Source organism: Stenotrophomonas sp. CFBP8980 (assembly GCF_034046095.1).
Lineage (GTDB): Bacteria > Pseudomonadota > Gammaproteobacteria > Xanthomonadales > Xanthomonadaceae > Stenotrophomonas > Stenotrophomonas lacuserhaii.
In genome coordinates this window covers 1000028-1015230 of sequence record NZ_JAXCXF010000001.1, presented here as the reverse complement: position 1 = coordinate 1015230, position 15203 = coordinate 1000028, and the positions used below count along the sequence as shown (strand labels likewise).

The 15203-nt window shown below is 68.0% G+C and carries 12 protein-coding genes; 1 reads left to right on the top strand and 11 read right to left on the bottom strand.

What is annotated here, in order from left to right:
• Positions 1–25: 25 nt before the first annotated feature.
• The 11 genes from SOM47_RS04440 to pilM form a co-directional block, all read right to left on the bottom strand.
• Positions 26–1732 carry a BatD family protein gene (locus SOM47_RS04440; RefSeq protein WP_320504874.1) on the bottom strand — a complete coding sequence of 569 codons (1707 nt, stop codon included), beginning with the start codon at positions 1730–1732 and terminating at the stop codon, positions 26–28.
• Positions 1729–3528 (bottom strand): vWA domain-containing protein, encoded by a 1800-nt coding sequence (locus SOM47_RS04435; RefSeq protein ID WP_320504873.1) that lies wholly within the window; start codon positions 3526–3528, stop codon positions 1729–1731. The genes SOM47_RS04440 and SOM47_RS04435 overlap by 4 nt, the downstream gene beginning before the upstream one ends.
• Complete coding sequence (locus SOM47_RS04430; protein WP_042614429.1) at positions 3525–4526, bottom strand: vWA domain-containing protein; 1002 nt, start codon at positions 4524–4526, stop codon at positions 3525–3527. The genes SOM47_RS04435 and SOM47_RS04430 overlap by 4 nt, the downstream gene beginning before the upstream one ends.
• Positions 4523–4972 (bottom strand): DUF4381 domain-containing protein, encoded by a 450-nt coding sequence (locus tag SOM47_RS04425; protein WP_042614428.1) that lies wholly within the window; start codon positions 4970–4972, stop codon positions 4523–4525. Before SOM47_RS04425 ends, SOM47_RS04430 begins: the two co-directional genes overlap by 4 nt.
• Positions 4969–5886, bottom strand: coding sequence for a DUF58 domain-containing protein (locus SOM47_RS04420; protein WP_320504872.1), 918 nt, complete (start codon positions 5884–5886; stop codon positions 4969–4971). Before SOM47_RS04420 ends, SOM47_RS04425 begins: the two co-directional genes overlap by 4 nt.
• Before the next feature lie 5 nt (positions 5887–5891).
• Entirely contained in the window at positions 5892–6911 is a 1020-nt protein-coding gene (locus SOM47_RS04415) for an AAA family ATPase (RefSeq protein WP_320504871.1), read from the bottom strand.
• A gap of 545 nt (positions 6912–7456) precedes the next feature.
• Complete coding sequence (locus SOM47_RS04410; RefSeq protein ID WP_320504870.1) at positions 7457–9427, bottom strand: type IV pilus secretin PilQ; 1971 nt, start codon at positions 9425–9427, stop codon at positions 7457–7459.
• A 21-nt stretch (positions 9428–9448) separates the two neighbouring features.
• Entirely contained in the window at positions 9449–9982 is a 534-nt protein-coding gene (locus SOM47_RS04405; protein ID WP_320504869.1) for a pilus assembly protein PilP, read from the bottom strand.
• Entirely contained in the window at positions 9979–10665 is a 687-nt protein-coding gene (pilO, locus tag SOM47_RS04400) for a type IV pilus inner membrane component PilO (protein WP_042614424.1), read from the bottom strand. Before pilO ends, SOM47_RS04405 begins: the two co-directional genes overlap by 4 nt.
• The gene (locus tag SOM47_RS04395; RefSeq protein WP_192082991.1) at positions 10662–11486 is read right to left on the bottom strand and encodes a PilN domain-containing protein; all 825 of its coding nucleotides are present in this window, start codon (positions 11484–11486) and stop codon (positions 10662–10664) included. Before SOM47_RS04395 ends, pilO begins: the two co-directional genes overlap by 4 nt.
• Positions 11486–12544, bottom strand: coding sequence for a pilus assembly protein PilM (gene pilM / locus SOM47_RS04390; protein WP_101100965.1), 1059 nt, complete (start codon positions 12542–12544; stop codon positions 11486–11488). The genes SOM47_RS04395 and pilM overlap by 1 nt, the downstream gene beginning before the upstream one ends.
• Before the next feature lie 219 nt (positions 12545–12763).
• Between pilM and SOM47_RS04385 the strand changes: the two genes are divergently transcribed.
• Positions 12764–15187 carry a penicillin-binding protein 1A gene (locus SOM47_RS04385; protein ID WP_320504868.1) on the top strand — a complete coding sequence of 808 codons (2424 nt, stop codon included), beginning with the start codon at positions 12764–12766 and terminating at the stop codon, positions 15185–15187.
• The last annotated feature ends 16 nt before the right edge of the window (positions 15188–15203 follow it).

Genomic DNA, 15203 nt, shown 5'->3' with positions numbered 1-15203 from the left:
GCGCCCCGCGCCCCCGTCTTGCCGATCACGGCGGTGGCGGGTACAGCGGCGGCAGTCCAGTCTGCGTCGAGGTTACCGGCGCCGACCAGTGCGGTCCGTCATGGAACGCTTGTTTCAGCTCCCTGCGCACATCCGGAAGGTCACCATCGCCGGCCCAGCGCGCTTTCTGCAAGGCCTGCAGCGCTTGGCGCTGACGCTCATCGCCCAATTTCGCCTGCACCAGTTCCAGACGCGACACACCCGCCATCGCGCACAACACCGCTGCCACCTCGGCAAAGCTTTCGGCGTCAAGGGCGCGACGCAGGTCGGCGATGCGTGGGGTTCCCTGCAAGGGGCCGTCCGGCGGCGTCGGCGCATGCCCGTCCGGCGCCACGCGGTGGGCGCGTCCGCGCCGCATGCCCCACCACAGGGTCAGCAACCACAACACCAGCAAGCCCGCTGCCAGCGCCATCCAGCCCAGCGGTTGGCCCGTGCTGGCGCCTGCGGGGGACGAAGGAGCAGCACCCTCGCCACCGGGCAGCGCGGCATCGGTATCCAGTGCCTGCACCGGCGGCGCCGGCTGGGCCGCCCCGCCGCTGCCGGCGGCGACCGCCAACGTCAGCGCGGGCACGCCACTGCTGCGCGCCTGCCCGGCCTTCACGTCCCACCAGCGCATCTGGATGCCGGGCACTTCCAGCGTCCCGGCTGCGCGTGGCACGATGGAATAGCGCCGGGTGATCTTCAGCTGCGGTGAGCCACCGCTGAAGGTTTCGTCGTACTGCGCCGGCTCGGCGAACACCTGGGCATCGCTGCCGACATCGGGCACCGGCAGGTCGGTGAACTGAGCCCGGGTCGCCCCCACCGCGATCCCTTCGATCTCCAGCGTGGCCGCTTCACCGGCGCGCGCCCGGTCCGGGGCCAGCGTGTAACGCAGGCGCAGGTCATGCAGCGGCAGCCACGGCTGCGGCGCGTCGACCGGTTGCGCCTGCACCTGCAGGGTCTGGTCGGCCGCTGCCGCACGCAGCCGACCATCACCGCGCCCGCCGAAGAAATCATCGAAGAAACTGCCGGCGGTGCGGCCATCGAAGCGCGCACCGGCCACCCGCAGCGGTCCGCTGCGTTCGGGGATCAGCAGATAGCGCCGCTCGGCCACGTTGTAGCGTCGTCCATTGACCTCGCGCACATCGGTGCGGTCCTGGCCGATCACCTGCAGCGAAGCGCCTTCGGGGGTATCCAGCACCAGTGAACCCGACGCCAGCTGTGCGGCGTAGAACAACCGCACCACCACGCCCACGCTCTGTTGCACGTAAGGGCTGCTGTCATCCACTTCGGTTTCGATGAAGGCCAGCGCGCTGCCATCGTTGCGCGCCGGTGCCGCCGCAGCGACCTGCAGCTGCAGCGGCTCGGTGAACACCTGGCCGACCTGCAGCGGCGGCACCACCAGCGTGCCGCTGCGCCGGGGCGACAGTGCCACACCGTGCAGCGTGCGCGTCTGCATGCGCCCGTTGATCCACTCGACCTGGCGGCTGCGGGTCTGGTTGCTGAGCTCGAAATCCGCGCCCAGCGGCGTCAGCACCGGCGCGGCGGCCGAATCGGACTGGATGTTCAAGGTGACCGTGTCGCCAAGGGAAACCTGGGCGCGATCCAGCCACGCCCGGGTCTGTGCCGATGCCACGTGCGGCACGCACAGCACGACGGCGAGCAGCCACGGCAGCAGGCGCGCAATGGCCGATGTGGAGGCGGTGCGTGTCATGGTCCTTCCTGTTTCCTGCGTTCGTTTTCCAGCTGGAACTTGGCGCGCAGCAGGTCCCCCGGCCGGTCCGGCACGCGCCGCATCCAGGCCTCGACCGCTTGCTGCTGTTCGCGCTGCTGCGGTGTACGGCCATCACTGCGCTGTGCGGGCTGCTTTCCCTGTTTGTCCTGTTGGCCCTGCTGCACCGCCTGCTGCATGCGCTGGCGCTGTTCTGCGTCGGCGCGCGCCTGCGCCTGCGGATCGACAGGTGGCGGCTGCGGCGCCTCGCCCTGTCCCGGCGTGTCAGATGGCGCGCCCGCTGGCGGCGGTGGCTGGGCAGGATCACCCGGCTTCGGGGCCCCCTTGCCGGTGGACGACGGCTGGCCGGACGATGGCGGCTGCGCCTGGCCCTGGCCTTGTGGTGGCGGCTTGCTCTTTCCCCCTTGCGATGACGGGGACTTTCCGTCCTTCGGCGAAGGTGGTGGCTTGCGCTTGCGCGCGGCATCGACCACCGCCCGGTTGGCCACGGCATCGGGCATTCCCGGGCGCTGGCTCAAGGCATGGTCGTAGGCCTGCACGGCGCCATCGAGGTCGCCCTGGCGCGCACGCGCATTGCCGAGGTTGTACCAGCCTTCGGCCGTCTGGACGCCTTCAAACGTGCGCACCGCGGTGTCGAAATCGCCGGCGTGGTAGGCCTGCACGCCCTGCTCCAGTTGCTGCTGGCGGCGCTGGTCATCGCGCAGCCAGAGGCTGGAACGGGCACCGGCCTGCGGCTTGGCCGAGGGTGCGCCCTGCGCCAGCACGGGCGCTGGCTGCAGCCCGACACCGCCGATAAGCAGCAGCACCGACAGCACCGCGCTGCGCCGCCGGAATGCCAGCAAGGCAAGCAGCATCAGCGGCGGCAGCAGCCAATAGCCCTGGTCCAGCCACTGGCGCACGGTGCCATGCTCGCTTTCGCCCACCGAACGGTCGGCGCGCAGCAGCTCCAGTGCACGCAGGTCGGCCGTATCGCTGGCCAGACGCTGGTAGCGCCCGCCACCGGCATCGGCCAGGCGGCGCAGGCTGGCTTCGTCCAGCGCGGCGTTGGCTATCTGTCCGCGGGTGTCCCGGTAGGCCGCGCCGGTCGTTGTACCCAGCCCGATCACCGATACCTGCACGCCCTGGCTGCGCGCCTGCCGCGCGGCTTCGATGGCGGCCGCGTCGGCGCTGTCGGTCAGCAGCAGCACCTGGCCGGCGCGCAGGCCACTGCGTTGCAGCAGCTGGGTGGCCCAGTCCAGCGCGCGGTCGGTGCGCTGGCCATCGGCCGGCATCACCTGCGGCGACAACGCATCCAGGTACAAGCCGATGTTGGCCACGTCATCAGTGAGCGGGGCCACGGTGTAGGCATCGTCGGCATACACCACCAGCGCCAGTTGGCCGCCTTCGCGTTGCTGCAGCAGGCTGGCCAGCTTGGCCCTTGCCTGCAGCAGCCGCGACGGTGGCAGATCGGTAGCGGTGATGCGGGTGGACAGATCCAGCACCACCACCAGCGGTGACTGCGGTTGCAACAGCGGCTGGGCCTGCTGCTTCCAGCCCGGGCCCGCCAGTGCCAGCACGGCCAGCGTCCAACCCAGCAGCACCGACCACGGCCAGCGCCGTGCTCCCTTGCCGCTGGCCTGCAGCAGGTGCGGCAACAGGTGGGGATCCACCGCCTGCTGCCAGCGTCCGGCATCACGCCCGCGGCGCCACGCCCACAGCGCGATCAACGGCAGCACACACAACGCCCACAGCAGCTGCGGACGGGCCCAGTGCAGCGCAGAAAGCAGGTCCAGGTTCATGACCGACGCCCCGGCCACAGCCAAGCCAATGCACCCAGCAGCATCGCCACTCCAAGTGCCCAGAAATACACCTCGTTACGCGGCCGCAGGGCGGGCCCCTTGGCGGTCACCGGTTCCAGCCGATCCAGTTCGGCATAGATGCCGGCCAGCTCGGCGGTATCACGCGCGCGGAAGAAGCGCCCGCCGGTGCGCTCGGCGATCTGCCGCAGGGTGGCCTCGTCCACGGGATCCTGACCTTGGCCGAGGTCCATGCCGAACAGCTTCATGCCGCCATCCCCGCCGAAGGCCACCGGGTAGACCCGCACCTGCTCGGTGGCCGCCAGATCGGCCGCGCGCAGCGGTGACAGCACGCCGGCATTGCTGACGCCATCGGTGAGCAGGATCAGCACGCGCTGCCCTTCGGGCTGGTCTCGCAGGCGCTTCACCGCCAGCGCGATCGCATCACCGATGGCCGTCTCGCGGCCGGCCAAACCGACTACCGCATCGCCCAGTTGTTCGCGCACGCTGGCCAGGTCGGCGGTGATTGGTGTCAGCGCATAGGCGCGGTCGCCGAATACCAGCAGGCCCACGCGATCGCCGGCACGACGATCGAGGAAATCAGCCAGCACCGCCTTGGCAGCAACCAGCCGCTCCACCACCTGCCGGCCGAGCACCATGTCCGGCTCGCCCATGCTGCCGGACACGTCCATGGCCAGCATCAGCTGACGCGCCTGGGTGGGCGGACTCACCGCTTCACCGAGCAGCTGCGGACGAGCCAGCGCCACGCACAGGCAGCACCATGCCAACCACAGCAGCAGGCGATGGACGCGTGCGCCGTCGCGGCCGCTGCCACCGGCGATTTCCTGCAGTTGCCGTGCCGACCACGGCACGCGCAGCGCGGCGCCTTCCGCTGCCACGCGGCGTGGCCACCAGCGCATCAACCACGGCAACGGCAGGGCGAGCAACGCCCACGGCCACGCCAGCAGCAGGTCCGGCCATGGCCAGCCGGGAAGCGTCATCGGGAACGCTCCCGCAGCAGCGCGACGTACCGCGTGCGGGCCCAGCGTTCGAGCGCGGCCAGCTGCCCTGTATCGATGGCGGGCTGGTAAGCGCCCTGGAGCAGCAGGTCGCGTTGCGCCGGCGCAAGCGCACTGGCGGGATCAAGCACCTGCAACCACGCCTCACCCTGCAGTAGTTCGCTGCCGGCGTGGTTTTCGCGGGCGGCGCGGCGTAGCAGCTCCACCAGTGCGGCAAGCCGCAGCGGGCCTTCGCCCGCTGCCTGCAGCTCTGCATCGAACTGCCGCTGCCAGGCCCGTTCGCGGCGAAGCCGGCGTGCGCGCAGCAGCACGGGTATCGCCACCAGCAGCAGCACCGCGGCGGCGATCAACCACCAGCCGGGCGCTGGCGGCCACAGACTGGGCGCCGGTGGCAGGTGCACATCACGCAGGGGCAGGTTCGTGCTCATGCCACCACCTCACGCACTGCAGGGGCCAGCCAGCCACTGCTTGGGGCATCGGTTGAGATCACATGGGTCGTCACCCGGCGCGTGGCCAGGCTGTCCTGCAGCTGCTGCAGCGGCGCGGCGAAATGGCCCTGCCAGTGCGCACGCACCTGCGGGCTGCGCAGGTCGACCCGCACGCGACGCTGTTCGGCGAGGAAATCGAGTGCTTCGGTGGGTGGCTGCAGCTCCAGCGGATCCACCAGCAGCAGCACGTCCACCTGGTGATGCAGGGCCAGCGCGGACCAGCGCGCCAGCGGAACCGCAGCGGCGCGTAGCGGGTCGGCCAGCACCAGCAGGCGCGCGCCCGGCCGCAGCACGCGCGTGGCCTGCTGCAGCGCGTGCTCCAGCCCGGCATCCTCGGCCTGTGGCGCGGCGTACCAGCGGCTCAGTGCATCGAGCACGCGCAGCACGCCACGGGTTCCGCCGGCTGGCGGAATCGGTGCTTCGTGGAGGCTGCCGCGCAGCGCCGCGATGCGGTCACCGCGACGCTGCGCCGACCACGCCGCCACCGCGCCCACGCGTGCGGCCTGCACCGATTTGAAACGGGTACGCGTGCCGAAGTACAGCGCCGGATCGGTATCGGCGACGATCAGCGTGACCCGCTCGCGTTCGGCCTGGAACAACTTGGTATGGGTGCGGCCACTGCGTGCGGTCACCCGCCAGTCGATATGCCGCGCGTCATCGCCGGCAACATATTCGCGTGATTCGGCATACTCCATGCCACGCCCGCGCAGCGGCGATGGCGCCTGGCCGGCCTGCCCGATGCGCCCACGCTTCGGCGCCGGCGGACGGACCGCCGTGCCGCGCAGGGCCACCAGTTCGGCGAGGGAGGGCACCAGCCCATCACCGTGCAGCAGATCGGGGGAATCAACGGCCATCGCGGTCAGGGGGCCGGCACCTTGGCCAACAGCTCCTGCACCAGCCGTTCGCCATCCCAGCCTTCGGCCAGCGCCTCGTAGCTGGGCAGCACGCGGTGGCGCAATACATCGGCGGCGATCGCGCGCACATCGTCGGGGGTCACGAAGTCGCGCCCGGCCAACCAGGCCCGCGCGCGCGCGCAACGCTCCAGCGCGATCGAGCCACGCGGGCTGGCGCCCCACGCAATGCGCCGCGCCAGCGCGGCGTCGTAGCGGACGGGCTGGCGCGAGGCCAGCACCAGTTCCACCAGATAACGTTCCAACGGCGGCGCCATGTGCAGGTCCAGCACTTCCCGACGCGCCTGGTGGACATCTTCCAGCGGCATCCGGCGCGGCGGTTCCGGGGCAGCGTCGAGCGCGCCGCGCGCGCGTTCGCGCGCCAGCCGCAGGATCTCGGTCTCGGCGCCTTCGTCGGGATAACCGATACGGACATACATCAGGAAACGATCCAGCTGCGCTTCCGGCAACGGGAACGTGCCCTCCTGTTCGATCGGGTTCTGGGTCGCCATGACCAGGAACAATGGTGGCAGCGCGTAGGTGTGGCGACCGACGGTGACCTGGCGCTCGCCCATTGCTTCCAGCAGCGCGGACTGCACCTTGGCCGGGGCGCGGTTGATCTCGTCGGCCAGCAGGATCGGGTGGAAGATCGGTCCGGGCACGAACTCGAAGCGGCCCTCCTGCGGGCGCCAGATTTCGGTCCCGGTGAGGTCGGCTGGCAGCAGGTCGGGGGTGAACTGCACGCGGGAAAAATCGGCGTCCAACCGGCTGGCCAGCGCGCGGATGGCGGTGGTCTTGGCCAGCCCCGGCGCCCCTTCGACCAGCAGGTGGCCATCGGCCAGCAACGCGATCAGCAGGCGTTCGACCAGTTCAGCTTGCCCGACGATTTCACTGGACAGCGCAGCGCGCAGGGCCTGGAAGTCATCGTGCAGGCGCGAGGCATTGCTGCCTGCGGTGAGGGTGGGGGGAACGGCGGGGATCTGATTCATCACGCTTGGACCAGCACCGGTGGATTCCGGTTCCCCATCATCGCAGGGGTCGGTCATGAATGTGATCAAGATTGGATGAACAGTGGATCGAGCGGTGAGACCCCTCGCGGGTGGCTGCTTGGAGCAGTCTGCATGTTTGGCGCCGGGTGGGTGGGGTTGGCAGGACACGCCGCAAGTACATCCCTGTAGGCTGCATCGCCGCATCCATGCGGCTCAGCGTCCTGCCAACCCCACCCACCCGTCGCCCGGACAGGTCCCGGGGGCCGCCACACGCGTAATGAAGAAAAAGAAAAGCGGTAGCGCCGACCCATGGTCGGCGAGCGCAGCGGGCCGTTGGCGGCAACATTCCGCCGACCATGCGTCGGCGCTACCAGGGCCCAATGGACCTGTCTGGTGGAGGGAGCCCCTGAGTCAGGGGCGGCCGCGAAGCGGCGGGGTGTGGGTGCTGGTGAGAAGGGGCCCACGATTTGCGGAGCAAACCGTGGGAGCGGCAGCGCGAATGCGATGACGCGGACCCCGGGCCGCAGGCCCGGCACCCCAACCCGTTACTTGCCCTTGGCGACGCGCAGGACCTTCGGGGTCACGAACACCAGCAGTTCGGCCTTGTCCTTGTTGCGGCTGCGCTTCTTGAACAGGTTGCCCAGGAACGGCACGTCACCCAGGAACGGCACCTTGCTGATGCTGTTGCGGTCGGTGAACTCATACACACCACCGATCACCACCGTCTGCCCGTCTTCCACCAGGACCGCGGTGTTGACTTCGCGACGGTTGATCGACGGCACCGTACCGTAGCCTTCCAGCTCGATCCACTGGTCGACTTCATCCTTCTTGACCGCCATGTTCAGGAACACGCGGTTGTCGTTGGTGATCGTCGGGGTCACCTTCAGCTCCAGCACCACTTCCTTGAACTGGACGTTGGCCTGGTTGCCACCACCGGCGCCGCCGGCGGAGATGGTCACGTAGCCGATTTCCTTACCCTGCTTGATCAGGGCTTCGCGCTGGTTGGTGGTGACCACGCGCGGGTTGGAGATCACTTCGCCGCGCGACTCGGTCTGCATGGCCGACAGTTCAACATCCAGCAGGTAGCCCGCATTGAGGATCGACAGCGCCAGCGAGGCCGGGTTGCTGGTCGCCGCCACCGGCAGGTTGGACATCAGGCCGCGGGTGATGGTGTACGGATCACGCACCGGCGCCGCGCCCGTGCCGCCACCCGCCGCCCACTCGTTGACCGCACGCTGGTACGCCGTGTCCACGGTCGCACGGTCGCGGATGTTGGCGTCGTTGTTGCCAACCGTGTTGTTGAAGAACACGTTGTCACGGCTGCCACTGACGCCGAACTTTGCACCCAGCTCGCGGGCAAAGGTATCGGTGGCGATGACGATGCGGCTTTCGATCAGCACCTGGTCGACCGGACGGTCGATCACCCCGATCAGCTCACGCATGCGCGCGACCTTCTTCGGGATGTCGCTGATCATCAGCATGTTGGTGCGTTCATCGGCCACGATGCGGCCGCGCGAGGTCAGGAAGCCACTTTCTTCCTGCGCCGAGTTACCACTGCCACCGCCGCCCTGGCCACCGCTGCCGTTGCCGATGCCGCGGGCTTCGGTGAGGGCTTTGAAGATCGCCGAGGCGCTGTGGTAGTTGATCTGCACGTAATCGGTGATCAGGTCCTCGCGGTTCTCGATCGCGATGCGTGCGTCTTCTTTTTCCTGCTCGAACTTGGCCAGTTCGGCCTGCGGGCCGACCCAGATCACGCTGCCGTCGCGGCGCTTGTCCAGGCCCTTGGCACGCAGCACGATATCCAGAGCCTGGTCCCACGGCACGTTGACCAGGCGCAGGGTGACGTTGCCGGCAACGCTGTCCGATGCCACCACGTTGAGGTTGGATTCTTCTGCGATCAACTGCAGCACGGTGCGCACCGGCACGTCCTGGAAGTTGAACGTGACCGGGCGTCCGCTGTAACCGCGCTGGGCTACCGCACTGGCGGCCTGGGCGACGGTGCTGGTGGTGATCGCACCGGTGGCGGCGATGCCCTGCTTCGGGGTGATCTCCACCACGTATTCGTTGCCGCTCTGGTACGCCAGCGACTCGAAGGCCGTGTTGGTGCTCAGCACCAGCTGGGTGCCACCACCGTACGGCTTGGCGTCGATGCGCTGCACCGGGGTGGCGAAATCGGTCACGTTGAGCGGCTTCTGCAGCTGCTCGGGCAGGCGTGCGTTGCCGACGTCGATGACCACGCTGTCACCCTGGTTGCGCAGGTCAGGGTTCGCACCCTGGCCGTCGAACTGCAGCACCAGGCGGCCGGCGCCGTCTTCGCCCCGCTTGAAGTCGATCTTGGCCACCGACAGTGACGCCGGTGCGCTGACCGGCGTGGCTGCGGCGGCGGCGGGCGCGCCGGTGGGCGCAGCCGCGGTCGCGTGGCCGCACGCCAGCATCAACGCGACTCCCAGCGCGCCGATCCGGTTCAAGGTTGGGCGCCGGATCGGACGCAGCCCCTTGGCATTGTGAAAGGTCATCGTGCTATCCCCAGTAAACGATCATTGATCTTCAAGCGAGAGCGCGGCCGGCCGTTCCAGCCACCCGCCCGCGCCATCCGGCACCAGCTCTATCAGTTCGATGCGGTCCTCGAAGACCCCGGTCACCCGGCCATCGCTCTGCCCCATGTACACGCCCGGCCGCACGCGGTAACTCACCTTGTCAGGTGCCATCACCACCGCCACCGTCCTGCCCCCGGTCCCGATCGTGCCGACCATGTCCAGGCTGTCCAGCGGGAAGGCTTCCAGCGGCTCCTTGCGACGGTTCGGATCGGGACGCAGGCCGCTGCCGCCCTGCGGATTGGACCAGGCATCGGTGAACGGATCGCGCATGCCCTGCGCCGAATATTCAAACGTTTCGAACTGCTGCATCACCGGCAGCGGTTCGAGCGCGGGGGCCGGACGTGCGCGCACGTCTTCCACCCATTTCTGCAGGTTGGGCGCATCGCCGGGCGTGCTGGTCACGCCGCGGCCGCAACCGGCCAGCAGCACCAGCGCGACCAGGCCAACGCTGCGCAGCAGGGAGGAGCGGATCATGGCTTGCCTCCCTTCTCTGCAGCAGCCTTGTCGGCGGCAGCCTTTTCCTGCTGCTCCATCTCGGCCTCATCCAGGTAGCGATAGGTCTTGACGGTGCCGGACAGTTCCAGCGCACCGGCGCGGATCGAAGCCGGATTGATGCCGGTCTTGGGATCCTTCGGCTTCAGGTTGATGTCGTGCATGGTCAGGATGACCACCCGCGGCAGCGAGGCGACGCCGCTGACGAAGGCACCGAACTGGTGGTAACTGCCCACCATGCGCAGCTTGATCGGCTTTTCGGCGTAGAACTCGCGCACCTGCTCGGCTTCGGGTTCGAACAGTTCGTTGACCAGCCCGCTGGACAACGCGGTCTGCGAAACGTCGATGATCAGGTCCGGCATTTCGGTCTTGCTGGGCAGCTGGCGCAGCATCTGCTGCAGCACCTGCTCCATCTGCGCCAGCTGCTGCTTGAGCGGCTCCAGGTTGACCGCGCGCCCCTGTTCCTTTTCGAACTCGGTGCGCAGCTCGGTTTCACGGCGTTCCAGGGTGGCGAGCTCTTCACGCTTGCCGCTGGTCAGCACGAACCACGACACCGCCATGATGACCAGCGCGATCAGCACGCAGAACACCACCTTGGCCTGCTGCGGCCAGTTGCCGATATCGTTGAAGTCCAACTCGTTGATATTGAATTTCTTCTGGCTCACGGCGAGCCCTCCTGACCGCTGGCCGGCGTCGGCGGCGGCGTCTGCTGCGGGGCGGCCGGGGTCAGCCGGCTGCCAGCGGGCGGTGCGGGAGCGGCCGGTGCCGTGCTGCCTGCAGGTGCAGGAGCGGCGGCAGGCGCGGCGCCGTCGGCCGGGGCCAGCGGAGCCAGGGCAGCCGGATCAGCGGCAACCGGCGCATTCGGGTCGGCCACCGAGCCATCCGGATTGAGCGTGGATTCCTCGCTCTGCGCCGGCAGCTTGACCTTCACCACGAACACATACGGCAGCGCGCTGACGTCTGCCAGCGGCAGCGTCTTGGCTTCCTTTTCCTTTTCCGGATCACGCGCTTCGATGATCGACAGTTCCGGGTTGGTCATCCAGCCGGAGGTCTCAAGGTTGCGCATGTAGGCCGACACGCGGGCATTGGACTGGGTGCGCCCTTCCAGGGTCAGTACGTCGCCTTCCTGCTTCAGTGCGGTCAGTACCACGCCATCGGGGATGGTGCGGACCAGGGCATCGAACAGGTGCACCATCTGGGAACGCTTGGACTGCAGTTCCTCGATGACCGCCTTGCGTGCCAGCAGCCGGTCCTTCTGCGCGTCGAGGCGGTCGATTTCCTTGTTCTGCAGCTTGACCTTGTCGATCTCGGCCTGCAGGAAGGTGTTGCGCTCGCCCTGCCCGCTGACCTGGCGGTCGTAGTAGAACCACACCATCAACGACAACAGCAGGCCACCGACGGCGGCCAGGCCCAACATTGCGTAGAACTCGCGCTGGCGTTGCTTGCGACGTTCGGCACGCCACGGCAGCAGGTTGATCCGTGCCATCAGTCGAAACTCCTCATCGCCAGGCCGGTGGCGATCATCAGCGCCGGGGCGTCCTGTGCCAGCGCGTGCGCCTGCACCTTCGGGCCCAGCGTCATCTGCGCCAGCGGGTTGGCCACCACGGTCGGCACGCCAAGCTGCTCTTCCACCAGCTCCGGCAGGCCAGTCAACGCGGCGCAGCCGCCTGCCAGCACGATGTAGTCGACACGGTTGAATTCACTGCCGGCATAGAAGAACTGCAGCAGGCGGCTGATCTGCTGGACCGTCGCTTCCTTGAACGGTTCCAGCACTTCCATTTCATAGCTTTCCGGCAGCCCACCCTGGCGCTTGGCCAGGCCGGCTTCTTCGTAGCTCAGGCCGAAACGGCGCATGATCTCGTCGGTCAACTGCTTGCCGCCGAACACCTGCTCACGGCTGTACAGGCTGCGCCCCCCGCGCAACACGTTCAGCGTGGTCATGGTGGCGCCGATGTCGACCAGCGCGACCACGCCGTCGCTGGACACCGGCAGTTCGCTGGCGACCAGGGCAAAGGCGTTCTCGACCGCGAAGGCCTCCACGTCCATCACCTTGGCGGTCAGTCCGCCCAGTTCCAACGCCGACTGGCGCAGCTCGACGTTTTCAGAACGCGAGGCAGCCAACAGCACCTGGACCATTTCCGGGTTGTTCGGGATGGTCCCGAGCACCTCGAAGTCCAGGTTCACTTCTTCGATCGGGTACGGGATGTAGTTGACGGCCTCCAGTTCAACCTGGGCCTCCATCTCGTTCTCGTCCAGATCGGCCGGCATCGGGATCACCTTGGTGATCACCGCCGAGCCGGCCACCGCTGCTGCGGCAAACTTGACCTTGCTGCCCGACCGGTTGACGGCGCGACGGATGGCCTCCCCTACCGCCTCGACTTCAACGATGTTCTTTTCTACGACGGCGTTCGGCGGCAGCGGTTCCACGGCGTAATGTTCCACGCGGAAACGGTTACCACTGCGTGAAAGCTGCAAAAGCTTTACCGCAGTCGAACTGATGTCGACGCCAATGAGCGACGACTGGCCTTTTGGGATGAGCCCCACGGTTTCTCCCCTGCCGATGGGCACTTGGACGCAATAGCTGCGCCCGCGCATTAATAACGTTTTTTTTGCAAATGGCAACCGTCCCGCCGTGAAGGATTCTTCACAGAACGACACACGGTGACGCGGCTTCCCCTTGCACTCCCCAGAGCCGACCCCAGCCAGCCCCTTGCGTAATCTATACTCTGCGGCCATGAATTCTGCAATCGGAATCTGTCACCGATGACACGCCTTCGCCGCTGGCTGCGCTGGATCCTGGTCGTTTTCCTGATCCTGGCGTTGATTGGCGCGGCCGCTGCGGGCGGCCTCTACTACGCCATTTCCTCCAAGCTTCCCGACGTGCAGACCCTGCGCGACGTGGAAATGCAGGAGCCCATGTATGTCTACGCCGCCGACGGCAAGCTGATGGCGGTGTTCGGCGAGACGCGGCGCACGCCGATCACCATGAAGGACGTCCCCGAGCGCCTCAAGCAGGCCTTCCTGGCCACCGAGGACGCCCGCTTCTACGAGCACGGCGGGGTCGATTACAAGGGCATCGCGCGCGCGGTGTGGCTGCTGGCCACCACCAGCGACCGCCGCGTGCCCGGCGGTTCGACGATCACCCAGCAGGTGGCGCGGCAGTTCTTCCTGAGTTCGGAATACAGCTATACGCGCAAGCTGGCCGAGATCCTGCTGGCCCGCAAGATCGAGTCGGAACTGAGCAAGGACGAGATCTTCGAGCTGTACCTGAACAAGAGTTTCTTCGGCAACCGCGCCTACGGCGTGGCTGCGGCGGCGCAGTTGTACTACGGCAAGTCGCTGGACCAGCTGGACCTGGATGAGATGGCATCGCTGGCCGGCATCCCCAAGTTCCCGTCTTCGGGCAACCCCATCTCCAATCCGGAGCGCGCACAGCAGCGCCGCGACAACTACGTCCTGCAGCGCATGGCCGACCTGCGCTTCATCAGCCAGGCCGAGGCCGATGCGGCCAAGGCCGTGCCGATGCACGCCACCGTGCACGAGCCACCGGTGCAGGTCGACGCGCCCTACGTGGCCGAACTGGTGCGCCAGGAGATGATCGCCCGCTTCGGCGGCGACGTGGTCAACAAGGGCTACCACGTGACCACCACCATCAATGCCGAGCTGCAGACCGCGGCCAACCTGGCGGTGCGTGACGGCCTGCTGCTGTACGACCACCGGCATGGCTGGCACGGCGTGGAGAAGCAGGTCGCGCTGGGCGCAGGCGACGACGTGGCGACGCTGGCCGGCCACCTGTCCGGGATCAGTGCGCAGTCCGGCCTGCTGCCGGCGATCATCGCCGCCACCGCCGCCGATGGCAGCGCCACCGCCGTGCTGGCCAACCGCACTGAAGTCACCCTGCCCGCCGCTGCGGCGCGCTGGACCAACAAGACCCCTGCCAAGCTGGTGCAGCGCGGCGACATCGTGCGCGTGCGCGTGGGCGAGAAGGAAGGCCAGTGGCTGCTCGACCAGATCCCGCGCGGTCAGTCCGCGCTGGTCTCGGTGGATGCCAACAGCGGTGCCCTGAAGGCGCTGGTGGGTGGCTTCAGCTACTCCGGCAACAAGTTCAACCGCGCCACCCAGGCGCGTCGCCAGCCGGGCTCGAGCTTCAAGCCGTTCATCTATGCAGCGGCCTTCGACAAGGGCTACAACCCGGCTTCGATCGTGCTCGATGCCCCGGTGGTGTTCCGCGACCGCCGTGGCAAGACCTGGTCGCCGCAGAACGATGGCGGCGGCTTCCGTGGCCCGATGCGCCTGCGCGAAGCACTGGTGCAGTCGCGCAACCTGGTGTCGGTGCGGCTGCTGGACGGCATGGGCGTGGACTATGCGCGCAAGTACATCAGCGAGTTCGGTTTCGCCGAAGCCGAGCTGCCGCCCAACCTGTCGATGTCGCTGGGCACCGCCTCGCTGACCCCGCTTTCGGTGGCACGTGGCTATGCCGTGTTCGCCAACGGCGGCTCGCGGGTCGACACCTGGCTGATCGACCGGGTTTCCGACCGCGATGGCGTGGAAGTATTCAAGGAAAACCCTGCCCTGGCCTGCCGTGACTGCGCAGGCACCAGCCATGGCCAGCCGGCCAATGCGGTGGTGGATGGTTTCAACTTCGGCGCTGCCGCCGCACCGGCCCCGGCCGGCGCCGCCGCGACGCCGCAGCCAGCGGTTGAAGCCCCGGCACCGGTCAACCCCGATGCGCGCACAGCGCCGCGTGCGATCGATGCGCGCACCGCCTACCAGCTGGTGTCGATGATGCGCGACGTGGTCCAGCGCGGCACCGGCACGGCGGCCAAGGTGCTTGGCCGCGAGGACGTGGGCGGCAAGACCGGTTCGACCAACGATCATCGCGATGCTTGGTTCTCCGGCTTTGGCGGTCCTTACGCCACCACGGTGTGGGTCGGTCGCGATGATTTCCGCTCGCTGGGCTATCGCGAATATGGCGGCAAGGCCGCGCTGCCGATCTGGATCGACTACATGCGCACCGCGCTGAAGGACACGCCGATCGCGCAGAACGATCCGCCCTCGGGCATGGTGCAGGCCAGCCTCAACGGCGCCACCGAATGGGTCAAGGTCGAGGACATGGACCGCTTGCAGGACTACGACCTGAACCTGCAGACGCCGCAGGCCGATGCGGCGGCGTTCGATATTTTCTGACAGCGCTTTGAACTGA